We start from the raw sequence: 25,277 nt of genomic DNA, 5'->3' as shown, positions 1-25,277 counted from the left end.
TAAAACCTCCTTTTTTGTGATTTACATCACCAAAAAGCAGTCTTAAGCTGCCACATTGCTAGCCATCACACAAAACTTATTTTATCATTAAAAAAATCATTGGACCTGAGACATCACGTGAGAATCATAAAGCTGGGTTAGGCTTAAGACTCTCGTTCAGGCTCGAACCAGTATAGCTTTAGTTTACTTACCCCAAGAGGTGTTAGATGAGACTTATCCCACTGAAAGATACTGCACAAGTCGGCAAATGGGCCGCCCGCCATATCGTCCAGCGCATCAACGCATTCAAGCCTACTGCGGAGCGTCCGTTTGTGCTCGGCCTGCCAACCGGCGGTACTCCGCTGGAAGCCTACAAACATCTGATTGCGATGCACAAAGCAGGTGAAGTAAGCTTTAAGCATGTGGTGACTTTCAACATGGACGAATACGTTGGCCTGCCGCAGGAACACCCGGAAAGCTATCATACCTTCATGTACCGTAATTTCTTTGATCACGTTGATATCCCAAGTGAAAATATCAACCTGCTGAATGGTAATGCGCCGGACGTTGACGCCGAGTGCCGCCAGTACGAAGCGAAAATCAAATCCTACGGCAAGATCAACCTGTTCATGGGTGGCGTTGGCATCGACGGTCATATCGCGTTTAACGAACCGGCTTCATCGCTGGCATCCCGTACTCGCATCAAAACCCTGACTGAAGATACCCGCATCGCCAACTCCCGCTTCTTCGGCGGTGATGTCAGCCTGGTACCTAAATTTGCCCTGACCGTGGGCGTGGGCACGCTGCTTGATGCAGAAGAAGTGATGATTCTGGTGACCGGCCATGCCAAGGCACAGGCGCTGGAAGCCGCAGTGGAAGGCAATATCAACCACATGTGGACCATCAGTTGCCTGCAGTTGCATGCCAAGGCCGTTGTGGTGTGCGACGAGCCATCCACCATGGAACTGAAAGTCAAAACCGTTAAATATTTCCGCGAGTTAGAAGCGGAAAGCGTTAAGAGTCTTTAATTCTTGCAGGGGGCTACGATGTTCGCTTTAACCCACGGCCGTATTTATACCGGCCACGACGTACTTGACGACCACGCAGTTATTATCGCTGATGGGCTGATTGAACGAGTTTGCCCGCTGGCTGAACTGCCGGCCGGCATTGAAACGCGCGATCTGGGTGGCGCTATCCTGGCCCCCGGTTTGATCGACGTGCAGCTTAACGGCTGTGGCGGCGTGCAATTTAACGACTCGCTGGAGGCCATTTCGGAACAGACGCTGGAGATCATGCAGCGTGCCAACGAAAAATCCGGCTGTACCAGTTATCTGCCGACGCTGATCACCAGCAGCGACGAATTTATGAAGCACAGCATCGAAGTGATGCGCGCTTATTTGAAGAAACATCCCAATCAGGCGCTTGGCCTGCATCTGGAAGGGCCGTACCTTAGCCCACTGAAGAAAGGCACCCATAACCCGGCGTTTATCCGCAAACCGACCAGCGAGATGATCGACTATCTGTGCGCCAATGCCGATGTGATCACCAAGGTCACGCTGGCGCCGGAAATGGTGGAGCCGCACTTTATCAAGCAATTGACCGAAGCAGGCATCGTGGTGTCCGCCGGTCACTCGAACGCCACCTACGATCAGGCCCGTATCGGTTTTGCCGCCGGTATCACCTTCGCCACTCACCTGTATAACGCCATGCCGTATATCACCGGGCGTGAACCAGGGCTGATGGGCGCGATTTTCGACACGCCGGAGGTCTATACCGGGATTATCGCCGACGGCCACCACGTAGCCTGGGCGAGTATCCGTAACGCCAAACGCATGAAAGGTGATAAATTGGTGCTGGTCACCGACGCCACCGCGCCGGCAGGTGCCGATATCGACCAATTTATTTTTGCCGGTAAAACAATATACTATCGTGATGGGCTGTGCGTGGACGAAAACGGCACCCTGAGCGGCTCAGCGCTGACCATGATTGACGCGTTAAAAAACAGCGTTGAGCATGTCGGTATTGCATTGGACGAAGCACTGCGCATGGCAACGCTGTATCCGGCGCGCGCTATCGGCGTGGACCACCGTTTAGGCACTATCGAGCCCGGTAAAGTGGCGAACCTGACTGCCTTTACCCGTGATTTTAAAATCACCAAAACGCTCGTTAACGGTAACGAGGTTTAATTTAATGAACAGCGAGTAAAATTATTGATGAGTACTGGCGGACAGGCACAGATAGGGAACGTTGACTTAGTCAAGCAACTCAACGGCGCAGCGGTTTACCGCCTGATCGACCAACAGGGTCCGATTTCGCGCATTCAAATAGCCGAACTGAGCCAGCTAGCGCCCGCCAGCGTCACTAAAATTACTCGCCAGCTGTTGGAGCGCGGGCTGATCAAAGAAGTCGATCAGCAAGCCTCCACCGGCGGCCGCCGCGCCATTTCCATTGTCTCCGAAACCCGGCATTTCCACACCGTGGCCGTGCGCCTCGGTCGTCACGACGCTACCATCACCCTGTACGATATGAGCGGCAAGTCGCTCGGTGAAGAACACTACCCGTTACCGGAACGCACCCAGGAGACACTGGAAAACGCGCTGTTTATCGCCATTGCCCAGTTTATCGAAAATTATCAGCGCAAGCTGCGTGAGCTGATCGCCATCGCGGTGATCCTGCCAGGCCTGGTTGACCCGGCGCTGGGCGTAGTGCGTTATATGCCGCATATCAGCGTCAACAACTGGGCGCTGGTCGACAACCTGCAGCAACGTTTTAACGTCACCAGCTTTGTTGGCCACGATATCCGCAGCCTGGCGTTGGCAGAGCATTACTTTGGCGCCACCCGCGACTGCGAAGACTCTATTCTGGTGCGCCTGCACCGTGGCACCGGTGCCGGTATTATCGTCAACGGCCAGATTTTCCTGGGCAACAACGGCAACGTCGGTGAAATCGGCCATATTCAAATTGACCCATTGGGCGAACGCTGCCACTGCGGCAACTTCGGCTGTCTGGAAACCGTCGCCGCCAACGCCGCGATTGAACACCGTGTACGCCAGTTGCTGACCCAGGGCTACCCCAGCAAGCTGACCCTCGACGACTGTAGCATCTCCGCCATCTGCAAGGCCGCCAACCGCGGCGACCTGCTGGCCAGCGAAGTGATCGAGCACGTCGGCCGCTACCTCGGCAAAGCCGTGGCGATCGCCATCAACCTGTTCAATCCACAGAAAGTAGTGATCGCCGGTGAAATTACCGAGGCGGAAAAAGTGCTGCTGCCGGCGATCCAAAGCTGCATCAATACTCAGGTGCTGAAGGACTTCCGCAAAAATCTGCCGGTGGTCACCTCCGAACTCAATCATCGCTCGGCGATCGGCGCTTTCGCCCTGGCCAAACGAGCGATGCTCAACGGCGTGCTATTGCAGCGATTGCTGGAAAGCTGATCCGCCGCTTCAGGCAGGTGTGCTATCTTCGCGTTTTGCCTGCCGCAAATCATGAGAAACAGCAACAATGACAATCAAAAACGTTATATGTGATATCGACGGCGTGCTGCTGCATGACAACACGCCGGTACCCGGCGCCGATCTTTTCCTCGCTCGCATTCAGGAACAGGGCATGCCGCTGGTAGTGCTGACCAACTATCCGTCGCAGACCGCGCAGGATCTGGCGAACCGCTTCGCCGCCGCCGGACTGGAAGTGCCGGAAAGCGCGTTTTATACCTCCGCGATGGCCACCGCCGATTTCCTGCGCCGCCAGGAAGGCAAAAAAGCCTATGTGGTCGGTGAAGGCGCGCTGATTCATGAACTGTATAAAGCCGGTTTTACCATTACCGACATCAACCCGGACTTCGTCATCGTCGGCGAAACCCGCTCCTACAACTGGGACATGATGCATAAGGCCGCCTACTTCGTGAATAACGGCGCGCGCTTTATTGCTACCAACCCGGATACCCACGGCCATGGTTTTGTGCCGGCCTGCGGTGCGCTGTGCGCCCCAATCGAGAAAATCACCGGCCGCAAACCATTTTACGTTGGCAAACCAAGCCCGTGGATTATCCGCGCCGCACTGAACAAAATGCAGGGGCATTCGGAAGAAACGGTGATCGTCGGTGATAACCTGCGCACCGATATCCTGGCGGGCTTCCAGGCGGGTCTGGAAACCGTCTTGGTGCTGTCCGGCGTCTCAACGCTGAACGATGTCGAAACCATGCCGTTCCGCCCGAGTTATATCTTCCCGTCCGTCGCTGATATCAATATTTTCTAATCCCTGCGGTGGCCATTACGGCCACCCTTTAATTTGACTAGCTTGAATTAAATTTATTATTGCCCACCAAAGGTTTCACCCCGGCCTCGTTAAAAAGTCGCACTATATATTTACGCCCCGTCAAGAATAAACATTGACGGTCAGTGGAAATAATCTTACCTACAATAACGAGGTTACCATGAGCACCAATAATATTATCAATGCACAAGCAGCAGATGACGCCGCTATCATGCCGGATATGACCAATAAAAAAATCATGATGGGTTTTTGGCACAACTGGGCCGCCGGTGCCAGTGACGGTTATCAGCAAGGCCAGTTTGCCAATATGAATCTGACCGACATTCCGGCCGAATATAACGTGGTCGCCGTGGCCTTTATGAAAGGCGAAGGCATCCCAACCTTCAAGCCTTACAACCTGTCTGATGCCGAGTTCCGCCGTCAGGTTGGCGTGCTCAATAGCCAGGGCCGCGCAGTGCTGATTTCACTGGGTGGCGCAGACGCGCATATCGAATTGAAAACCGGCGACGAAGACAAGCTGGCCAACGAGATTATCCGCCTGGTGGAAACTTATGGCTTCGATGGGTTGGATATCGATCTGGAACAGGCCGCTATTGGCGCAGCCAATAATAAAACAGTTCTGCCGGTCGCACTGAAAAAAGTAAAATCGCACTATGCGGCCGAAGGTAAAAACTTTATTGTCAGCATGGCGCCAGAATTCCCTTATTTACGCACCAACGGCACTTACCTGGATTATATTACCGCGCTCGAAGGCTATTACGATTTTATCGCGCCGCAATATTATAATCAGGGCGGTGACGGCATCTGGGTTGATGAAGCCAACGGCGGTAAAGGCGCCTGGATCACCCAGAATAACGACGCCATGAAAGAAGACTTCCTGTATTACCTGACCGAAAGCCTGGTTACCGGCACCCGTGGCTACAGCAAAATCCCGGCAGCCAAATTCGTTATCGGTCTACCAACCAACAATGACGCTGCCGCCACCGGTTATGTGGTCGACAAGATGGCGGTCTATAACGCCTTCGCACGTCTTGACGCCAAAGGTTTGTCGATCAAGGGCCTGATGACCTGGTCGGTAAACTGGGACAATGGCCGGAGCAAGGCCGGCGTGGCATATAACTGGGAGTTCAAAACACGTTACGCAGCCCTGATCCAGGGAGGGGTCATTCCGCAACCGGGAAAGCCTGACGCGCCAACGGCGTTGAATGCCACCGCGATCGCCACAACGTCTTTGACGTTGAACTGGACGGCTTCCAGCAGCGTCAATCCGGTTAGCCAATATACGGTTTACCGTAACGGTAGCGCTATCGGCCAGACCGGCGGCCTGTCGCTGCAAGACAGCGGCCTGACTCCGGCAACGCAATACAGCTACTTCGTTACCGCGACCGATAACCAGGGCAGCACCTCACTGCCGAGCAGTGCGCTGGCGGTGAAAACCGCAGACGGCGGCACACCGCCCGATCCTACCCCAGGCGAGTGGCAGAACAACCACAGCTATAAGGCCGGCGATGTAGTGACCTATAAAGGCAAGAAGTACACCTGTCTTCAGGCCCACACCTCTAACGCAGGTTGGACGCCGGATGCGGCCTTCACCCTGTGGCAGTTGACCGCCTGATAAGCGGCAATGAGTTGCCGGAAAAACTGTCCGGCAACTCATCTATTCAGTAAAAAAATTGCACATTCGTTAATTTAAACCTCCATTAACTGAACATTCGCTAATATTCACCCTATCCCAAACAACTATTTTTCGGCGTAGCGCTAAAACGCTTGCATCCCCTGCCGCTTTTGACGCATTTTCATAAACACAACGCAGCAAAACCGCGCCATCGCTGATGAGCCAACCATGCTGCCTATAACAACCAAAACAACATCACAGTCTAAAAAAGTCGTTAGGAGAGTCGGTATATGTGTTCTATTTTCGGTGTGCTCGATCTGAAGTCCGATCCCGTTGAACTGCGTAAGAAAGCGCTGGAGCTGTCCCGTCTGATGCGCCATCGCGGCCCGGATTGGTCCGGCGTTTACGCCAGCGATAAAGCCATTCTGGTGCATGAGCGCCTGTCGATTGTCGACGTCAATAATGGCGCCCAACCGCTGTACAACGCTGCGCACACCCACGTTCTGGCGGTTAACGGTGAAATTTACAACCATCAGGCGCTGCGCCAGCAACTTAGCGATCGCTATGAGTTCCAGACCGGTTCCGACTGTGAGGTGATCCTGGCGCTGTATCAGGAAAAAGGCACCGACTTCCTCGACGACCTGCAAGGCATGTTCGCCTTTGCCCTGTACGACTCCGAGAAAGACGCCTACCTGATTGGCCGCGACCATTTGGGCATTATCCCGCTGTACATGGGGCATGATGAATTCGGCAACCTGTATGTGGCTTCTGAAATGAAAGCGCTGGTGCCGGTTTGCCGTACCATCAAAGAATTCCCGGCGGGCAGCTACCTGTGGAGCCAGGACGGCGAGATCCGCGAATATTACCAACGTGACTGGTTTGATTACGACGCGGTTAAAGACAACATCACCGACGCCAACGCCCTGCGCAACGCACTGGAAGATTCAGTGAAAAGCCACCTGATGTCCGACGTGCCATATGGCGTGCTGCTGTCTGGCGGTCTGGACTCTTCGGTGATCTCCGCCATTACCAAAAAGTACGCTGCACGCCGTGTAGAAGATCAAGAACGCAGCGAAGCCTGGTGGCCGCAACTGCACTCCTTCGCCGTCGGCCTGGAAGGTTCACCGGATCTGCGCGCCGCGCAGGAAGTGGCTAACCACCTGGGCACCGTGCACCATGAAATTCATTTCACCGTGCAGGAAGGTCTGGACGCCATTCGCGACGTGATTTATCACATCGAAACCTATGACGTTACCACCATTCGCGCCTCGACCCCGATGTACCTGATGTCGCGCAAAATCAAGGCGATGGGCATCAAGATGGTGCTGTCTGGTGAAGGTGCGGACGAAGTGTTCGGCGGTTACCTGTACTTCCATAAGGCACCGGATGCCCGTGAGTTCCACGACGAAACCGTGCGTAAACTGCTGGCGTTGCATATGTTTGACTGTGCGCGAGCCAACAAGGCGATGTCCGCCTGGGGTGTGGAAGCCCGCGTGCCGTTCCTGGATAAAAAATTCCTCGACGTGGCGATGCGCATCAACCCGAAAGACAAAATGTGCGGCAATGGCAAAATGGAAAAACATATCCTGCGTGAATGTTTTGAGTCCTATCTGCCGGCCAGCGTGGCCTGGCGCCAGAAAGAGCAGTTCTCCGACGGCGTTGGCTACAGCTGGATCGACACCTTGAAAGAAGTCGCTGCCAAGCAGATCAGCGATCAACAGCTCGAAACCGCACGTTTCCGCTTCCCGTACAACACGCCGAGCTCCAAGGAAGGCTACCTGTATCGCGAAATCTTTGAAGAGCTGTTCCCACTGCCAAGCGCGGCCGAGTGCGTGCCTGGCGGCCCGTCAGTGGCCTGCTCCTCAGCGAAAGCCATCGAATGGGATGAGTCGTTCAAAAAGATGGACGATCCTTCTGGTCGTGCAGTCGGCGTTCACCAGTCCGCCTATAAATAATCGCCGGACGTTTTATTCCCTGGGCGGACCTTCGGGTCCGCCTTTTTGTTGATGTTTTCAACCATTAATTGTCTGAATTGATGATTTTATCGCCATACTGTTCACAACCCAGACAAACAACACATCCGGTCGCTTTTTCGGGAAAAAACTTGTTGACGCAAAACGGCCATATACGCATAATGCGCCCCGCAACGCCGATGAAGGTTGCGCGAAAAAAGATGGCTACGTAGCTCAGCTGGTTAGAGCACATCACTCATAATGATGGGGTCACAGGTTCAAATCCCGTCGTAGCCACCATCTTTTTTTTGCGGGAGTGGCGAAATTGGTAGACGCACTAGATTTAGGTTCTAGCGCCGCAAGGTGTGCGAGTTCAAGTCTCGCCTCCCGCACCATTTCTTATCATCGGGTTGCAGGCATCAGATGGGGTATCGCCAAGCGGTAAGGCACTGGTTTTTGATACCAGCATTCCCTGGTTCGAATCCAGGTACCCCAGCCATTTTTTAAATGGTTGGATGCAGTAAGAAGAAGTTGAAAATTTGTTGATGGGGTATCGCCAAGCGGTAAGGCACTGGTTTTTGATACCAGCATTCCCTGGTTCGAATCCAGGTACCCCAGCCATCAACATCATTGACTTTTAAAGTAAAATATCAAAAAATGGCTACGTAGCTCAGCTGGTTAGAGCACATCACTCATAATGATGGGGTCACAGGTTCAAATCCCGTCGTAGCCACCATATTTTACTGTTTTACAATTGGGGTGTCGCCAAGCGGTAAGGCTCTGGTTTCTGATACCAGCATACCCAGGTTCGAATCCTGGCACCCCAGCCACATTTAGAAAAGCCCGCTTCGGCGGGCTTTTTGCTGTCTGTCATTCGGCAAATGACCGGGCCCAGCAAGCTGAACCCGTTCAGGTTATAAACCCAGCGCGTACTTCAACGCATTTTCCTTTAGCTTGCCCGCCCGTTGTGCCGCCATCAACGCAAGATTGCGTGCCACGCTTAACGGTGCCAAATTATTGCTAAAGGCGGTGTAAAACAGATCCATGCCGCTTTGCATCAACAAATTATCGGTACGGCGACGACGCTGATAGCGCATCAGCACCGCTTCACTGCTCCAGTCCTCACCCTGTTCCCGCGCCTCACTCAACACCGCCAGCAAGGCGTCCACATCGCGATACCCCAGATTCACGCCCTGCCCGGCTAACGGATTAATGGTGTGCGCCGCGTCACCGAGCAACGCCAGCCCCGGTAACACATAGCGCTGTGCATGGCGGCGTGCCAACGGGAAAGATCCGGCGGCATGCACTTTCACCGTTCCCAAACGTGCAGGAAACGCCTCAGCGATTTCGCGCTCAAGCTGCGCCGGCGGCATCGCCTGCAACTGACGAATACGCTGCGGGCTGTCGTACCACACCAGCGAGGCCCACTGATCATACAGCGGCAGGAAAGCGCGTGGGCCTGAAGGGAAAAATTGCTGCCAGGTTACATCCTGCTGCGGCGCACCGGTCTCAACGGTGATCAGCATGCAGGACTGACGGTACTGCCAGCCGCTGGTGCCGATAGCCGCCAGATTACGCACCTGCGAGTTGGCCCCGTCAGCCCCGACCACCAGACGCGCCTGAAGCGTCTCAGAAGAGTCCAGTGTCACTTGCCAATGGTCATCGCCCCGTTGCAGCGAACGCAGCCTGGCGGGGCAATAGAGCGTCAGATTGTCGCACTGCTCGAGTTGCTGCCACAGCGCCAGTTGCAAAATGCGGTTTTCCACCATAAAGCCCAGCTCCGGCAGGCCGAGTGAAGCGGCGTCAAACGCCACCCGTGCCGACGCCCACTCCCAGGTTTCCAAACGGCGGTACGGTGCGGTGCGCATCGCTTGCACCGCCGGCCAGGCACCGAGCTGTTTGAGCAACCCTACCGAGGTGCAGCCAATCGCGGAAATACGCAAGTCCGGCGGGCTTTGCGCATCAAACGCTTGCGGCGCCAGATGTTCCAGCAATGCCACCGACCAACCGGCCTGCGCCAGCCCCAGCGCGGCGGCCGCGCCAACCATGCCACCGCCTACCACCACCGCGTCATACCGTTTTTGAGAAGTGTTCATATTGTTGGCTATTTTTTCTTGGTTAATTATCGCCATCCCCACCGGCATGGCGTTTGGCATCAGTGTAACGGATTTTTAATTTGGCTTCAGGTCGCATGCCGTTTTCCCCGCGCTGGTCACAACGGCGTCAAATGTTTACAATAGCGCCCTGCATGTCGCGTATCGCAACTTTCGCTCCGCACTGAGTAATGGCAAGTCAATGACCAAAAAACTACATATCAAAACCTGGGGCTGCCAGATGAATGAATATGATTCATCAAAAATGGCGGACTTACTGGGAAGCACGCACGGTTATCAATGGACCGACAACGCTGAAGAAGCGGACGTGCTGCTGCTCAATACCTGCTCGATCCGCGAGAAAGCGCAGGAAAAAGTTTTCGCCATGTTGGGCCGCTGGAGGCTGCTGAAAGAAAAGAACCCGGCGCTGATTATCGGCGTGGGTGGCTGCGTGGCCTCGCAGGAAGGTGAACACATCCGTAGCCGTGCGCCCTGTGTCGACGTGGTGTTTGGGCCGCAAACCCTGCACCGCCTGCCGGAAATGCTCAATCACGTGCAGGGCACCCGCAGTCCGATCGTCGATATCAGCTTCCCGGAGATCGAAAAGTTCGACCGCCTGCCGGAACCCCGTGCAGAAGGCCCGACCGCCTTTGTCTCCATCATGGAAGGCTGCAACAAATACTGTACCTTCTGCGTGGTGCCTTATACCCGCGGAGAAGAAGTCAGCCGCCCAAGCGACGACGTGCTGTTTGAAGTCGCCCAACTGGCGGCGCAGGGCGTGCGTGAAGTCAACCTGCTCGGCCAGAACGTCAATGCCTACCGCGGGGCAACCTACGACGGCGGCATCTGCTCCTTTGCCGAACTGTTGCGCCTGGTGGCGGCCATTGACGGTATCGACCGCATCCGCTACACCACCAGCCATCCGATTGAATTCACCGACGATATTATTGCGGTATACGAAGACACGCCGGAGTTGGTCAGCTTCCTGCATCTGCCGGTACAGAGCGGTTCAGACCGCATACTGACCATGATGAAGCGCGCGCACACCGCACTGGAATACAAAGCGATCATTCGCAAACTGCGCAAGGCGCGGCCGGACATTCAGCTCAGCTCTGATTTTATTATCGGCTTCCCAGGGGAAACCCAGGCCGACTTCGAACAGACCATGAACCTGATTGCCGAGATCAACTTCGACACCAGCTTCAGCTTTATCTACTCGTCACGCCCAGGTACCCCGGCGGCCGATATGGTGGACGACGTCAGCGAAGACGAAAAGAAACAGCGCCTGTATATCCTGCAGGATCGCATCAACCAGCAGGTGCTGCAGTTCAGCCGCCGGATGCTCGGTACCGTTCAGCGCATTCTGGTGGAAGGCACCTCACGTAAAAGCGTGATGGAGCTGGCGGGGCGTACCGCCTGCAACCGCATGGTAAACTTTGAAGGCACGCCGGATATGATTGGCCAGTTCGTGGATGTGGAAATCACCGAAGTCCTGACCAACTCACTGCGTGGCGCAGTGGTGCGTACCGAACAGCAGATGGATCTGCGCGTACATGAATCCCCGCAGTCGGTGATCGCCCGTACCCGCAAAGAGAATGCGCTGGGTGTCGGCATTTACCAGCCCTGATGCTGTTTTAGCCTGGCGCTAACCGTGGCGGCCGCGCTTCCCGCCGCCACGATAACGATGATCCTTATTATTTCTCTGTCGGGCCTCTCGCCCGGCAATTTTCTTTTTTTTATTTTTTTGATTGAAGAGGCGACATAGCATGCAACTCCCACACTGCCCGAAGTGCAATTCCGAATACACTTATCAGGACAACAATCTGTTTATCTGTCCTGAGTGCGCCCATGAGTGGAGCGATAGCGCCCCGGCGGAAGACAACGATGCGCTGATTGTCAAAGATGCCAACGGCAACCTGCTGGCCGACGGCGACGCCGTGACCGTGGTAAAAGATCTGAAGGTCAAAGGCAGCTCTTCGATGCTGAAAATTGGCACCAAGGTGAAAAACATTCGTCTGGTGGAAGGCGACCACAACATCGACTGCAAAATTGATGGCTTTGGCCAAATGAAACTGAAGTCCGAGTTCGTGAAAAAGAACTGATCCCAGCTTCCATTCTCAAGTCATTACGCGGCTGTTTTGGCCGCGTTTTTCCTCCCCCTACCCTTGAAATTCAGCGCCGACGCACAGATAGATCATGGGTAAACTTGCGCCCATGCGTCGCACCATGAATAATTCAGGGTAGAGAACCTCAGGGTTTGCCCTGAATGCGCGTACCGAAAATCAACCAGGCCCGATATGAGCCTTGAGGAATAGTTTGAACGTCGCAACACAAGAAATTTTGTTAGAGCCGGCAGACAATCAGCGATTGCTCAGCCTGTGCGGCCCGTTTGATGACAATATCAAACAACTCGAACGCCGGTTGGGCATTGAAATCAACCGCCGTGATAACCGTTTCAAGCTGGTTGGCAAAAACCTGTGCGTGGTTGCCGCCGCCGATATCCTGCGCCACCTGTATGTGGACACCTCGCCCATCCGCGGCGTGATCCCGGATATCGACCCGGAACAGATCCATCTGGCCATCAAAGAAAGCCGGGTGTTGGAACAGGTTGCCGACAGCGTGCCGGATTACGGCAAAGCGGTCACCATCAAAACCAAACGCGGTATGGTGAAACCGCGCACGCCGAACCAGGCGCAGTACATCGCCAATATTCTCGACCATGATATTACCTTCGGTATTGGCCCGGCCGGTACCGGCAAAACCTATCTGGCGGTTGCCGCTGCGGTAGACGCGCTGGAACGTCAGGAAATTCGTCGCATCATGCTGACCCGCCCTGCGGTCGAGGCCGGTGAGAAACTGGGCTTCCTGCCGGGAGATCTGAGCCAAAAGGTCGATCCTTATCTGCGCCCGCTGTACGACGCCCTGTTTGAAATGCTGGGCTTTGAGCGCGTGGAGAAACTGATTGAACGTAACGTGATTGAAGTGGCACCCCTGGCCTATATGCGCGGTCGTACCCTGAACGATGCGTTTATCATTCTTGATGAGAGCCAGAACACCACCATCGAACAGATGAAAATGTTCCTGACGCGCATCGGCTTCAATTCAAAGGCAGTGATTACCGGTGACGTGACGCAGATAGACCTGCCGCGCAACCAAAAATCCGGCCTGCGCCATGCCGTGGAAGTGCTGTCGGACGTCGAAGAGCTGAGCTTCAACTTCTTCCATAGTGAAGACGTGGTACGTCATCCAGTGGTGGCCCGCGTGGTCATCGCCTATGAAGCCTGGGAAGCCGCCGAACAAAAGCGCAAAGACGCCATTGCCGAACAACGTAAACGCGAGGCGACCCTCGCCTCCGAGCAGGAGACACCATGAGTCAGGTGATTTTGGATCTGCAGCTGGCCTGTGCAGATAACAGTGGCCTGCCGGACGAAGCCACCTTCCAGCGCTGGCTGGAAGGCGTGCTGCCGCAGTTTCAGGAAGAAGCGGAGGTCACCATTCGCCTGGTGGATGAAGCCGAAAGCAATGAACTGAACCTGACTTATCGTGGCATGGACAAACCGACCAACGTGTTGTCATTCCCGTTCGAAGCTCCCCCGGGTATCGAGCTGCCGCTGCTTGGCGATCTGATCATCTGCCGTCAGGTGGTTGAACGGGAAGCCGCTGAGCAAGACAAGGCGCTGGAGGCCCACTGGGCGCATATGGTTGTCCATGGCAGCCTTCATCTGCTAGGGTATGACCACATCGAAGACGATGAAGCCGAAGAAATGGAGTCTTTGGAAACCGAAATCATGCACGGACTGGGTTACCCGGACCCGTACCTGGCGGAAAAAGACCCCCTCTGACGTCAGCTGATTTCCCCGCAGCCCCTGTATGGGGCTGTCGCTGACTCCCCTAACTCTGACATGAGTGATATTAACTAAAACGCCATGAGCGACGACCATTCACAAAGCAATGACAGCCCCAGTCCCAAGAAGGGGTTCTTTACTCTTATCCTTAACCAGCTGTTCCACGGCGAACCTAAAAACCGTGGCGATCTGGTAGAGCTGATCCGTGATTCCGAGCAAAACGACCTGATCGATCCCGATACCCGAGACATGCTGGAAGGCGTGATGGATATCGCCGAGCAGCGCGTGCGCGACATCATGATCCCGCGCTCCCAGATGGTGACGCTCAAGCGTAACCAAACGCTGGAAGAGTGCCTGGACGTGATTATTGAATCCGCCCACTCGCGCTTCCCGGTGATCAGCGAAGATAAAGATCACATCGAAGGCATTCTGATGGCCAAGGATCTGCTGCCGTTTATGCGCGCAGAGTCCGAGGAATTCAGCATCGACAAGGTGCTGCGCACCGCAGTGGTGGTGCCGGAAAGCAAGCGGGTCGACCGGATGCTGAAGGAGTTCCGCTCCCAGCGTTATCACATGGCGATTGTCATTGACGAATTCGGCGGCGTGTCCGGCCTGGTCACCATCGAAGACATTCTGGAACTGATTGTCGGCGAAATTGAAGACGAGTATGACGACGAGGACGACCTGGATATCCGCCAGCTCAGCCGTCATATGTATACCGTGCGCGCACTGGCGCCGATTGAAGACTTCAACGAAGCCTTCGGCACCCACTTCAGCGACGACGAGGTCGACACCATCGGTGGCCTGGTCATGCAAGCCTTCGGCCACCTGCCTGCACGTGGGGAAACCATTGAAATCGAAGGTTACCTATTTAAAGTTGCGATGGCCGACAGTCGACGTATCATCCAGGTTCATGTAAAAATTCCGGACGATTCTCCGCAACCGAAACTGGAAGAATAAATCGAACATGGCTAAAGCCTCTTACCTTGATCGCCAGTGGGTTCGCGCCCTACTGGCGCTGTTGACTGGTGCCAGTGGCACGCTGGCGTTTTCCCCTTACGATATCTGGCCGGCGGCCATTGTCTCCCTGATTGGCCTGCTGGCCGTGACCCTGAACCGCACCACCAAACAGTCCGCCCTGCTCGGCTTCTGCTGGGGCTTTGGCCTGTTTGGTAGCGGGATCAACTGGGTTTACGTCAGTATCGCCGACTTCGGTGGCATGCCGTTCTCCGTCAATATCTTCCTGGTGGCGCTGCTCGCCGCCTATCTGTCTCTGTATACCGGGCTGTTCGCCGGCTTGCTGGCACGTCTTTGGCCAACCACCAGTTGGTATCGCCTGGCCATTGCTGCGCCGGTGCTGTGGCAGGTCACCGAGTTTTTACGCGGCTGGGTGCTGACCGGCTTCCCCTGGCTGCAATTTGGCTACAGCCAACTCAACGGCCCGTTGAAAGGCGTGGCGCCACTGCTGGGGGTGGATACCATCACCTTTATGCTGATGGCGATTGCCGGGTTGCTGGTGTATGCCGTCAATCAACGTCGCATCACGCCGGCGGTGGTGGCGGTTGCACTGCTGCTGTTGCCGTGGCCGCTGCGCCAGTTGCATTGGTACATCCCTCAGCCGGACAAGGCGGTCAACGTCGCCATGGTGCAGGGCAATATCGCTCAGTCGATGAAGTGGGACCCGAAAGCGCTGGTCAGTACGCTGCAAACCTATCTGGATGAAACCCGTCCTTATATGGGCAAAGCGCCGATCATCATTTGGCCGGAATCTGCCATCCCGGATTACGAAGCCAGCCAGAACGGCTTCCTGACCATGATGGACGATCTGATGCGTGCCAAAAACAGTAGCCTGATCACCGGCATTGTTGACGTTCGTGCCACCCCACAGGGCCAGCAAATCTACAACAGCGCCATCGTGTTGGGTGAACCGACGCCATACTTTTATCCGGCCAAAGACCGCTACAACAAGCACCATTTGGTGCCGTTCGGCGAGTTTGTTCCGTTGGAAACCCTGCTGCGTCCACTGGCGCCGTTCTTCGACCTGCCGATGTCCTCTTTCAGCCGTGGCGATTACGTCCAGCCCCAGCTCAGCGTGAAGGGCTACAACCTGACGGCGGCGATTTGTTATGAAATTGTCCTCGGCCAGCAGGTGCGCGATAACTTCCGCCCGGACACCAACTTCCTGCTGACCATCTCCAACGATGCCTGGTTCGGTCATTCCATCGGCCCGTGGCAGCACTTCCAGATGGCGCGCATGCGTGCACTTGAGTTGGGCAGACCTCTGTTGCGCAGCACCAACAACGGCGTGACAGCCGCAGTGGATGCTAACGGTGAAGTGATTGCAGAGATCCCGCAGTTCACTCGCAAGGTGCTGGAGGTGAAAATGACCCCCACCACCGGCATTACGCCTTATGCCCGCTTTGGCTCCACGCCATTGTGGATAATCACCTTGCTGCTCGGCGGCCTGGCGCTGTTCCTCGGCATGCGTCGTAAATAATCCCCCGGGGCGTGGCCATCGGCGCGCCCCGTTGTTTTCCCCTCCCTGTCAAAAATCATTGCCAAATCAACGCTTCTGGCACACTCCTTGCTTTACTTACTCCGTGATTTAGAGCCGATTTACTTTTGCTGACGTTTCGTCGTATTTGTGCACAACTCGAGAGCATCACTGGCACCATCAAGGTGCATTGGGGTTTTGTTGCATTAATTTGGTGCGCGTGGCGTCTCAAAAAAAGAAACATTTTAGTTTCAATCTGTTCACAATCGGCTATTTTCTAACGGTTATCTGTTCTAAGACTATCTTTATACTTGAGCAATAAATCTCCATTTAGAATCTGATGCTCTTTGAATTTGAGCCACCACAACAGCAAAGGAGTTGGACCATGCAAATGCGTAAATTGGCGTTATCGTTACTGCTGATCGGTACGGCGGCTAACGTAGCCCATGCGGAAGAACTGACCGGTACGCTGAAGAAAATCAAAGACAACGGCGTGATCGTTGTCGGCCACCGCGAATCGTCAGTGCCGTTCTCCTACTACGACAACCAGCAGAAAGTGGTGGGCTACTCCCAGGACTACTCCAACCAAATCGTTGAAGCGGTTAAGAAAAAACTGAACGCGCCGGATCTGCAGGTCAAAATGCTGCCGATCACCTCTCAGAACCGTATTCCGCTGCTGCAAAACGGTACCTTTGACTTCGAGTGCGGCTCGACCACCAATAACCTTGAACGCCAGAAACAGGCCGCCTTCTCCGACACCATCTTCGTGGTCGGTACCCGCCTGCTGGTGAAAAAAGGCTCTGATGTTAAAGATTTCAAAGATTTGGCTGGCAAACCGGTCGTAGTCACCTCCGGCACCACTTCGGAAGTGCTGCTCAATAAACTCAATGACAGCGGCAAAATGAACATGCGCATCATCAGCGCCAAAGACCACGGTGATTCATTCCGCACCCTGGAAAGTGGCCGAGCAGTCGCCTTTATGATGGATGACGCCCTGTTGGCCGGTGAACGCGCGAAAGCCAAGAAGCCGGACCAATGGGAAATCATCGCAACGCCGCAGTCGAAAGAAGCCTACGGCTGTATGCTGCGTAAAGACGATCCTGAGTTCAAAAAACTGGTCGATGACACCATCGCTCAGGCCCAGACTTCAGGTGAAGCGGCAAAATGGTTTGATAAGTGGTTCAAACAGCCAATCCCACCGAAGAACCTCAACATGAACTTCGAACTGTCAGACGACATGAAGCAACTGTTCAAAGAGCCTAACGACAAAGCACTGAACTAATAAAACAAAGTCCAGGGTAACCTGGTCTTGTTGATGGCTGGGACAGACAGGAATGCGGGAGGCCGTTCCCCTCCCGCATTTTCCCCTTAACGCACCACCGATGCCGCACAGACAGGTCAGCCCGACTGGCCGCGGTACTTTCGGCGTGAATAGTCATCAATCTTTAGGCGCTCTGCGCCCGCTTAACGGAGTTTGTTATGTCAATAGATTGGAACTGGGGTATCTTCCTGCAGCAGGCCCCGTTTGGGAATACCACTTACCTCGGCTGGATTTGGTCCGGCTTTCAGGTCACGGTAGCCCTCTCCGTCTGTGCATGGATTATCGCTTTCTTTGTCGGTTCGCTATTCGGTATTTTGCGTACCGTACCCAACCGCTTTCTTTCCACCCTCGGTACCTGTTACGTCGAACTGTTCCGTAACGTGCCGCTGATCGTGCAATTCTTTACCTGGTATCTGGTGATCCCGGAACTGCTGCCGGCCAATATGGGCATGTGGTTCAAAACCGAACTCGATCCTAACGTGCAGTTCTTCGTTTCCTCGATGCTGTGCCTGGGGCTGTTTACCGCCGCCCGCGTATGCGAACAGGTACGCGCTGCCATTCAGTCACTGCCACGCGGTCAGAGAGCCGCCGGACTGGCCATGGGCCTGACGCTGCCGCAAACCTATCGCTACGTGCTGTTGCCGAACGCCTATCGGGTGATTGTGCCGCCGATGACCTCGGAAATGCTTAACCTGGTTAAAAACTCCGCCATTGCTTCCACCATCGGGCTGGTCGACATGGCTGCGCAGGCCGGCAAACTGCTGGATTACTCCGCGCATGCCTATGAATCCTTTACCGCGATTACGCTGGCCTACATCGCCATCAACGCCGTGATCATGCTGTTTATGCGACTGGTAGAGCGAAAAGTGCAGTTGCCTGGCAATCTGGGGAGTAAATAATGTACGAATTTGACTGGGCATCAATTGTCCCAAGCTTCCCTTACCTGCTGCAAGGTCTGTTGATCACGCTGAAGATCACCGTGACCGCTATCGTCTTCGGTATCCTCTGGGGCACCATTCTGGCCGTCATGCGTCTGTCGCCATTCAAGCCCATCAGCTGGTTTGCCGCGCTGTACGTCAACCTGTTCCGTTCGGTGCCGCTGGTGATGGTGCTGCTGTGGTTCTATCTGGTGGTTCCAAGCTTATTACAACAAGTTCTGGGGCTGTCGCCGAAAACCGATATTCGCCTGATCTCGGCTATGGTAGCCTTTTCCCTGTTTGAAGCGGCCTATTACTCGGAAATCATCCGCGCCGGTATTATCAGCATCTCGCGCGGCCAGTCTTCCGCCGCGTTAGCGCTGGGCATGAGCCACTGGCAGTCAATGAAACTGGTTATTTTGCCGCAGGCGTTCCGCGCCATGGTGCCACTGCTGCTGACTCAGGGCATCGTACTGTTCCAGGATACTTCTCTGGTCTACGTACTGAGCCTGGCTGACTTCTTCCGTACCGCCTCAACCATCGGCGAGCGCGACGGCACCCAGGTTGAAATGATCCTGTTCGCCGGCTTTGTCTACTTTGTTATCAGTCTCGCCGCCTCGGCGCTGGTAAGCTATTTGAAGAAAAGGACTGTTTGATGATATCCCTGAAAAATGTTTCTAAGTGGTACGGTCACTTTCAGGTTCTGACCGATTGCACCACCGAAGTCAAAAAAGGTGAGGTGGTGGTAGTCTGCGGTCCTTCAGGCTCGGGAAAATCTACCCTGATCAAAACCGTCAACGGCCTGGAGCCGATCCAGCAGGGCGATATCCTGGTGAACGGTACCCCGGTCAACAACAAGAAAACCAACCTGGCTCAGCTGCGTTCCAAGGTCGGCATGGTGTTCCAGCACTTTGAGCTGTTCCCGCACCTGTCGATCATCGACAACCTGACGCTGGCACAGGTAAAAGTGCTCAAGCGCGATAAAGCCGCCTCACGCGAGAAAGGCCTGAAGTTACTGGAGCGCGTCGGCCTGACCGCTCATGCCAACAAGTTCCCCGGCCAGCTTTCCGGTGGCCAGCAGCAGCGTGTGGCTATCGCCCGTGCGCTGTGCATGGATCCTATCGCCATGCTGTTCGATGAACCCACCTCGGCGCTCGATCCGGAAATGATCAACGAAGTGCTCGACGTGATGGTCGAACTGGCAAACGAAGGCATGACCATGATGGTGGTGACCCACGAAATGGGCTTTGCCCGCAAGGTCGCCAACCGGGTGATCTTTATGGACGAAGGCAAAATTGTCGAAGACCGCAATAAAGACGACTTCTTCAACAACCCCGAGTCTGAGCGTGCCAAAGACTTCCTGGCAAAAATCCTGCACTGATTTATCTGATGCGCTCGTGCCCGTTATTAGGGAGAGCGTGCCGAAGGGGTCGTAGCAGCTTTAGCTGCCGGAGCGCCCCTCGGTGCGCTAGGCCCGGGTATCTCAGGAGAAAAAACAACGCTTGCCTCAATATGCATGCGCTCCATTCGGGGCGCATCTCCCCTCTCCCGGCACTAAAAGCGCTTGTTTCTCCCTGGTTTTGATCCGATGCTCGGAGCACAACTACAAGGAGATCCACATGTCTCGCCCTATCATTATCGATTGCGATCCCGGCCTCGACGACGCCATTGCCCTTGCTATGGCACTGAGTTCACCGGAACTTGAAGTGAAAGCCATTACCACCTCTGCCGGTAACCAGACGCCGGAGAAAACCCTGCATAACGCGCTCGGGCTGCTGACGCTGATGAAACGCGAAGACATTCCTGTCGCCGCCGGTGCTGCGGCCCCGCTAATGCGTGAGCTGGTGATTGCCGACTATGTGCATGGCAAAACCGGCATGGGCAATACCCATCTGCCAACGCCCACCATCAAGCCGGTAAAACAAAGCGCCGTCGAACTGATCGCCAGCCTGTTGCGCAGCAGCCCGCAACCCATCACTCTGGTGGTTACCGGTCCGATGACCAATATCGCCCTGCTGCTGGCTCAACACCCTGAGCTGAAAGGCAACATCGAGCGTATCGTCTTTATGGGCGGCGGCATGAACGCCGGCAACACCACCCCGGTGGCGGAATTTAATATTTTCGTCGACCCGGAAGCCGCCGAAATGGTACTCAAATCCGGCGTGCCGCTGACCATGGCGGGTCTGAACGTCACCCATCAGGCGCTGGTACTGCCGCAGGATATCGAACGAATCCGCCAGATTGACAACCCGGTCGCGCAGGCGGTAGCAGAAATGCTCGACTTCTACCTGCCGCTGTATCTCAGCCACCCGCGCGGGTTGCCCGGTGCCGCGATGCACGACCCCTGCACCATCGCCTGGCTGTTGGCACCACGGCTGTTTGGCAGTATCGAACACTGGGTCGGTGTAGAGACCAAAGGAGAGTACACCCAGGGGATGACGGTGGTGGATATCTTCGGACAAAACGGCAAAGCGGCCAACGTGGAAGTGCTGACCGATATCGATCGTGAAGGGTTTATCAATCTGCTGGCCGAACGCGTCGCGCGTTACTGACCCGCTGGGACACCAACATAGTCAGCATTCAGTTTTTTTGATTTAACTCAGCGAATTTTTACGCTATCACTGGCCCAGGCTTGCCTCTAAGATGCTTTAAACGCACAGCGAACGCTGACAACCTTAGAGCAAGCCTGGAGATATCCGTATGAGTCGTATACTGGTCCTGAAATCAAGTATCCTGGGCGATTACTCCCAGTCTGGAAAATTAGTCGATTTTTTTGTTCAACAGTGGCGTGAAGCACACCCAAGCGACAGTTTTACCTTCCGCGATCTGGCCAACCCGACCCTGCCGGAGCTGGATGGTGAAGTGATTGGCGGCTTTAGCGCCGGTGATAAGCCCTTAACGCCACATCAGCAAAAAACGCTGGCGCTTTCCGATGAGCTGATTGCCGAGCTGAAATCGCACGACACCATTATCATCAGCGCCCCAATGTACAACTTCAATATCCCGACCCAGTTGAAAATCTATTTCGACCTGGTCGCGCGTGCCGGCCAAACCTTCCGTTATACCTCCGAGGGTTCCGAAGGCCTGGTCACCGGTAAAAAAGCGATTGTGATCTCCAGCCGCGGCGGTATCCATGCCGAGACACCAACCGACCTGATCACGCCTTACCTGAAGCTGTTCCTGGGGTTCATCGGTATTACTGACGTGGAGTTCGTGTTGGCGGAAGGTTTTGCTTACGGGCCGGAAGCGGCAGAAAAAGCAACGCAGGACAGCCGCATAGCGGTTGCGCAAAAAGTGCCTGCGACGGTATACGCCGCCCTCGCAAGCCAGCCTGAACTGGCCACAGCGCCGGCTGGCGGCGGTTTCCTCAGTAACCTGATGAAAAAACTGTTCGGTTAATCACGATCTCCCTGCCCGGCCCTTTCCGCACAGGAAAAGGCCAGGGTGCGGGAAAACTCAAGGTTCGAAAGGCCGACGCTGAAACTGGTCATGGCCGCATTTCGGGCATAGCGGCAACACTTCCGGCGTGTAAAACGCCAAATGATGATGACACTGCTCGCACACCAGATTCCCCAGGCCGACCACCTCACCGCTGTGGTAAACGCCATGGTGGCTGACGTCCTTGAAAACTTCGCGCCATTCCAACTGGGTTTTGTCGGTAATGTCCGCCAGTTCCTGCCACAGGCTCTCTTTAATCACCCGCATAAAAACGCTGTCGGTAAATTCTTCCCGGCTTTCCTGGTAACTACGCGCAAACTCTTCCAGATCGCGCCGTACCGCCAGGGTCACCTGCTCCACTTCATCGCGCGTCAGCTCACCGGCTTCGTTCAGCCGTTTTTCAGCGCTCGCCACCAGTGAATCAATATCACGTTCGCCATTTTTCAGGCGTTCGGTCAGAGATGCCACCAATTCGCGGTAGTACTGAGCAACCTTGTTCATAATATCTCCTCGATGAACTTACGTGACAGGGCTTACCTCTTAACGTATCCCTTATCATTTTAGCCGTAAATTGCTGATGTCACTTGGCAAGGCACGGGATCCTCAAGATGTGAGTCATATCATGGCGGAGATTTTTTAAATACGCCGAGTCGGGCGCTTGGTGTTGTTGCCGAGAGGTCTTATCAGCTATGCTATGCGGATCTATAAGTACTCAACAGAATGCTACGGATGTAGCTGTTTTACACCTACAGGACCACCAGCCGCCATGCAAGAGCAATACCGTCCAGAAGACATAGAATCGAACGTACAGCTTCACTGGCAAGAGAAGCAGACTTTCAAGGTTACCGAAGACGCGAGCAAGGAAAAGTATTACTGCCTATCCATGCTGCCATACCCATCAGGCCGTCTGCACATGGGGCACGTTCGTAACTACACTATCGGCGACGTGATCTCGCGCTATCAGCGCATGCTGGGTAAAAACGTACTACAGCCGATCGGCTGGGATGCGTTCGGCCTGCCGGCGGAAGGCGCCGCGGTTAAAAACAACACCGCGCCGGCCCCGTGGACCTACGACAACATCGAATACATGAAGAACCAGCTAAAACTGCTGGGCTTCGGCTACGACTGGGATCGCGAGATCGCTACCTGCGATCCGGATTACTACCGTTGGGAACAATGGTTCTTCACCAAGCTGTACGAAAAAGGCCTGGTCTACAAGAAGACCTCTGCGGTCAACTGGTGCCCACACGATCTGACCGTGCTGGCCAACGAACAGGTTATCGACGGCTGCTGCTGGCGCTGCGACACCAAGGTCGAGCGTAAAGAGATCCCGCAGTGGTTTATCAAAATCACCGACTACGCAGATCAACTGCTGAACGATCTCGATACGCTGGAAAGCTGGCCAGAGCAGGTGAAAACCATGCAGCGCAACTGGATTGGCCGTTCCGAAGGGGTGGACATCACCTTTGACGTGGCGGGCAGCGATGAGAAACTGACCGTTTACACCACCCGTCCAGACACCTTTATGGGTGCGACCTACGTGGCCGTTGCCGCGGGTCACCCATTGGCGCAACAAGGCGCGGTGAACAACCCGGCGCTGGCTGAATTTATCGAAGAATGCCGCAACACCAAAGTGGCCGAAGCCGAAATGGCAACGATGGAGAAGAAAGGCATGCCGACCGGCCTGTTCGCCATCCATCCGCTGTCCGGCGAGCAAGTGCCGGTTTGGGTCGCCAACTTCGTGCTGATGGAATACGGCACCGGCGCGGTAATGGCGGTTCCGGCTCACGACCAGCGTGACTGGGAATTCGCCACCAAATACGGTTTGCCGATCAAACCGGTAGTGCTGGCGCTCGATGGCAGCCAACCGGATGTCCAGGCCGAAGCCATGACCGAGAAAGGCACGCTGTTCAATTCCGGCGAGTTTGACGGTTTGGACCACCAGGACGGTTTCAACGCCATTGCCGACAAACTGGTCGCCAAAGGCGTCGGCCAGCGCAAGGTTAACTACCGTCTGCGCGACTGGGGCGTTTCCCGTCAACGTTATTGGGGTGCTCCAATCCCAATGGTCACGCTGGAAGACGGCACCGTAATGCCGACTCCGGAAGACCAACTGCCGGTGATCCTGCCGGAAGACGTGGTGATGGACGGCATTACCAGCCCGATCAAGGCCGATCCCGAGTGGGCGAAAACCACCGTTAACGGCCAGCCGGCGCTGCGTGAAACCGACACCTTCGACACCTTTATGGAGTCTTCCTGGTACTACGCACGCTACACCTGCCCGCAGTACGACAAGGGCATGCTGGATCCGGCCGCCGCCAACTACTGGCTGCCGGTCGATCAGTATGTCGGTGGTATCGAACACGCCATCATGCACCTGATGTACTTCCGCTTCTTCCACAAGCTGCTGCGTGACGCGGGCCTGGTCGATTCCGACGAGCCGGCAAAACGCCTGCTGTGTCAGGGCATGGTGCTGGCAGACGCCTTCTATTACAGCGGCAACAGCGGCGAACGCGTCTGGGTTTCCCCAGCCGACGCCATCGTTGAACGCGATGACAAAGGCCGCATTATCAAAGCCACCGATCCACAAGGTCGTGAACTGGTCTATGCTGGCATGAGCAAAATGTCGAAGTCGAAAAACAACGGCATCGACCCGCAGGTGATGGTTGAGAAATACGGTGCGGATACCGTGCGTCTGTTCATGATGTTCGCTTCGCCGGCAGAAATGACGCTGGAATGGCAGGAATCCGGCGTGGAAGGGGCAAACCGCTTCCTGAAACGCGTGTGGAAACTGTCCTACGAACACCTGGAAAAAGGTGCTGTACAGCCGCTGAACGTAGCAACGCTGACGGAAGACCAGAAAGCGCTGCGCCGCGATCTGCACAAAACCATCGCCAAAGTGACCGACGATATCGGCCGTCGTCAGACCTTCAACACCGCCATTGCCGCCGTGATGGAGCTGATGAACAAGCTGGCCCGTGCTCCGCAGGAAAGCGAGCAGGATCGCGCTCTGCTGCAGGAAGCCCTGCTGGCAGTGGTCCGCATGCTGTATCCGTTCACCCCGCACGTGTGCTTCTCACTGTGGCAGGCGTTGGGCGGTGAAGGCGATGTGGACACCGCAGCCTGGCCGCAAGCCGACGAGCAGGCGATGGTCGAAGACTCCAAGCTGGTGGTAGTACAGGTCAACGGCAAGGTCCGCGCTAAAATTACTGTGGCAGCAGATGCAACCGAAGAGCAGGTGCGCGCGCGCGCCGCTGAGGAACATCTGGTCGCTAAATATCTGGACGGGGTTACGGTTCGTAAAGTGATCTATGTTCCGGGCAAATTGCTTAACCTGGTTGTGGGTTAACA

At 55.2% G+C, this 25,277-nt stretch carries 21 protein-coding genes and 6 tRNA genes; 25 read left to right on the top strand and 2 right to left on the bottom strand.

What is annotated here, in order from left to right:
• Nucleotides 1-206: 206 nt before the first annotated feature.
• The 12 genes from nagB to M2406_RS16795 all read left to right on the top strand — a co-directional run bounded on the left by nagB (nucleotide 207) and on the right by M2406_RS16795 (nucleotide 8,648).
• Entirely contained in the window at nucleotides 207-1,007 is an 801-nt protein-coding gene (nagB, locus tag M2406_RS16850) for a glucosamine-6-phosphate deaminase (protein ID WP_012005664.1), read from the top strand.
• Nucleotides 1,008-1,025: 18 nt separating this feature from the next.
• A complete protein-coding gene (gene nagA / locus M2406_RS16845; protein WP_012005663.1) occupies nucleotides 1,026-2,165 on the top strand; it encodes an N-acetylglucosamine-6-phosphate deacetylase in 1,140 nt (379 codons plus the stop codon).
• Between the two features lie 27 nt (nucleotides 2,166-2,192).
• Nucleotides 2,193-3,413, top strand: a complete 1,221-nt coding sequence (locus tag M2406_RS16840) for an N-acetylglucosamine repressor (RefSeq protein ID WP_012005662.1) — start codon at nucleotides 2,193-2,195, stop codon at nucleotides 3,411-3,413.
• Nucleotides 3,414-3,480: 67 nt separating this feature from the next.
• A complete protein-coding gene (locus tag M2406_RS16835; protein WP_012005661.1) occupies nucleotides 3,481-4,233 on the top strand; it encodes an HAD-IIA family hydrolase in 753 nt (250 codons plus the stop codon).
• Nucleotides 4,234-4,411: 178 nt separating this feature from the next.
• A complete protein-coding gene (locus M2406_RS16830; RefSeq protein WP_259190707.1) occupies nucleotides 4,412-5,866 on the top strand; it encodes a carbohydrate-binding protein in 1,455 nt (484 codons plus the stop codon).
• 290 nt (nucleotides 5,867-6,156) lie between these two features.
• Nucleotides 6,157-7,821 (top strand): asparagine synthase B, encoded by a 1,665-nt coding sequence (gene asnB, locus M2406_RS16825; RefSeq protein ID WP_259190706.1) that lies wholly within the window; start codon nucleotides 6,157-6,159, stop codon nucleotides 7,819-7,821.
• Between the two features lie 220 nt (nucleotides 7,822-8,041).
• Nucleotides 8,042-8,118, top strand: a tRNA-Met gene (locus M2406_RS16820).
• Between the two features lie 10 nt (nucleotides 8,119-8,128).
• A tRNA-Leu gene (locus tag M2406_RS16815) sits at nucleotides 8,129-8,213 on the top strand.
• 29 nt (nucleotides 8,214-8,242) lie between these two features.
• Nucleotides 8,243-8,317, top strand: a tRNA-Gln gene (locus tag M2406_RS16810).
• A gap of 47 nt (nucleotides 8,318-8,364) precedes the next feature.
• Nucleotides 8,365-8,439 (top strand) — tRNA-Gln (locus M2406_RS16805).
• Between the two features lie 38 nt (nucleotides 8,440-8,477).
• Nucleotides 8,478-8,554: transfer RNA gene (locus tag M2406_RS16800), tRNA-Met, on the top strand.
• Nucleotides 8,555-8,573: 19 nt separating this feature from the next.
• A tRNA-Gln gene (locus tag M2406_RS16795) sits at nucleotides 8,574-8,648 on the top strand.
• An 84-nt stretch (nucleotides 8,649-8,732) separates the two neighbouring features.
• On the opposite strand, the gene ubiF is transcribed toward M2406_RS16795, so the two are convergent.
• Nucleotides 8,733-9,914: a 3-demethoxyubiquinol 3-hydroxylase gene (gene ubiF / locus M2406_RS16790; RefSeq protein ID WP_259190704.1), complete on the bottom strand. Its 1,182-nt coding sequence runs from the start codon at nucleotides 9,912-9,914 to the stop codon at nucleotides 8,733-8,735.
• A gap of 199 nt (nucleotides 9,915-10,113) precedes the next feature.
• Between ubiF and miaB the strand changes: the two genes are divergently transcribed.
• From miaB to M2406_RS16730, 12 genes are all read left to right on the top strand, one after another.
• Complete coding sequence (miaB, locus tag M2406_RS16785) at nucleotides 10,114-11,538, top strand: tRNA (N6-isopentenyl adenosine(37)-C2)-methylthiotransferase MiaB (RefSeq protein WP_017891922.1); 1,425 nt, start codon at nucleotides 10,114-10,116, stop codon at nucleotides 11,536-11,538.
• Nucleotides 11,539-11,677: 139 nt separating this feature from the next.
• Nucleotides 11,678-12,013, top strand: coding sequence for a zinc ribbon domain-containing protein YjdM (locus M2406_RS16780; protein ID WP_085115587.1), 336 nt, complete (start codon nucleotides 11,678-11,680; stop codon nucleotides 12,011-12,013).
• Nucleotides 12,014-12,227: 214 nt separating this feature from the next.
• Nucleotides 12,228-13,283, top strand: a complete 1,056-nt coding sequence (locus tag M2406_RS16775) for a PhoH family protein (protein WP_012005655.1) — start codon at nucleotides 12,228-12,230, stop codon at nucleotides 13,281-13,283.
• The gene (gene ybeY, locus M2406_RS16770) at nucleotides 13,280-13,753 is read left to right on the top strand and encodes an rRNA maturation RNase YbeY (protein WP_012005654.1); all 474 of its coding nucleotides are present in this window, start codon (nucleotides 13,280-13,282) and stop codon (nucleotides 13,751-13,753) included. The genes M2406_RS16775 and ybeY overlap by 4 nt, the downstream gene beginning before the upstream one ends.
• A gap of 84 nt (nucleotides 13,754-13,837) precedes the next feature.
• Entirely contained in the window at nucleotides 13,838-14,716 is an 879-nt protein-coding gene (gene corC / locus M2406_RS16765) for a CNNM family magnesium/cobalt transport protein CorC (RefSeq protein WP_012005653.1), read from the top strand.
• 7 nt (nucleotides 14,717-14,723) lie between these two features.
• Nucleotides 14,724-16,253 carry an apolipoprotein N-acyltransferase gene (lnt, locus tag M2406_RS16760; RefSeq protein WP_259190701.1) on the top strand — a complete coding sequence of 510 codons (1,530 nt, stop codon included), beginning with the start codon at nucleotides 14,724-14,726 and terminating at the stop codon, nucleotides 16,251-16,253.
• Between the two features lie 382 nt (nucleotides 16,254-16,635).
• A complete protein-coding gene (locus tag M2406_RS16755; protein WP_012005651.1) occupies nucleotides 16,636-17,532 on the top strand; it encodes an amino acid ABC transporter substrate-binding protein in 897 nt (298 codons plus the stop codon).
• A 197-nt stretch (nucleotides 17,533-17,729) separates the two neighbouring features.
• The gene (locus M2406_RS16750) at nucleotides 17,730-18,470 is read left to right on the top strand and encodes an amino acid ABC transporter permease (protein ID WP_012005650.1); all 741 of its coding nucleotides are present in this window, start codon (nucleotides 17,730-17,732) and stop codon (nucleotides 18,468-18,470) included.
• Complete coding sequence (gene gltK / locus M2406_RS16745) at nucleotides 18,470-19,144, top strand: glutamate/aspartate ABC transporter permease GltK (RefSeq protein ID WP_012005649.1); 675 nt, start codon at nucleotides 18,470-18,472, stop codon at nucleotides 19,142-19,144. The genes M2406_RS16750 and gltK overlap by 1 nt, the downstream gene beginning before the upstream one ends.
• Nucleotides 19,144-19,869, top strand: coding sequence for an amino acid ABC transporter ATP-binding protein (locus tag M2406_RS16740; protein ID WP_012005648.1), 726 nt, complete (start codon nucleotides 19,144-19,146; stop codon nucleotides 19,867-19,869). The genes gltK and M2406_RS16740 overlap by 1 nt, the downstream gene beginning before the upstream one ends.
• 238 nt (nucleotides 19,870-20,107) lie before the next feature.
• A complete protein-coding gene (rihA, locus tag M2406_RS16735; protein ID WP_259190699.1) occupies nucleotides 20,108-21,040 on the top strand; it encodes a pyrimidine-specific ribonucleoside hydrolase RihA in 933 nt (310 codons plus the stop codon).
• A 148-nt stretch (nucleotides 21,041-21,188) separates the two neighbouring features.
• Entirely contained in the window at nucleotides 21,189-21,887 is a 699-nt protein-coding gene (locus M2406_RS16730) for an FMN-dependent NADH-azoreductase (protein ID WP_259190697.1), read from the top strand.
• Nucleotides 21,888-21,944: 57 nt separating this feature from the next.
• Here the strand turns inward: M2406_RS16730 and M2406_RS16725 are convergent, their stop codons facing one another.
• Nucleotides 21,945-22,427 (bottom strand): zinc ribbon-containing protein, encoded by a 483-nt coding sequence (locus tag M2406_RS16725; protein WP_017891914.1) that lies wholly within the window; start codon nucleotides 22,425-22,427, stop codon nucleotides 21,945-21,947.
• A 265-nt stretch (nucleotides 22,428-22,692) separates the two neighbouring features.
• Here M2406_RS16725 and leuS point away from each other — a divergent pair, with 265 nt between their 5' ends.
• The gene (gene leuS / locus M2406_RS16720; protein ID WP_012005644.1) at nucleotides 22,693-25,275 is read left to right on the top strand and encodes a leucine--tRNA ligase; all 2,583 of its coding nucleotides are present in this window, start codon (nucleotides 22,693-22,695) and stop codon (nucleotides 25,273-25,275) included.
• Nucleotides 25,276-25,277 lie beyond the last annotated feature (2 nt).

Origin of the sequence: Serratia sp. BIGb0163 (assembly GCF_024809935.1) — a bacterium.
Taxonomy (GTDB): domain Bacteria; phylum Pseudomonadota; class Gammaproteobacteria; order Enterobacterales; family Enterobacteriaceae; genus Serratia; species Serratia quinivorans.
This window is presented reverse-complemented; position numbering and strand designations above follow the sequence as displayed.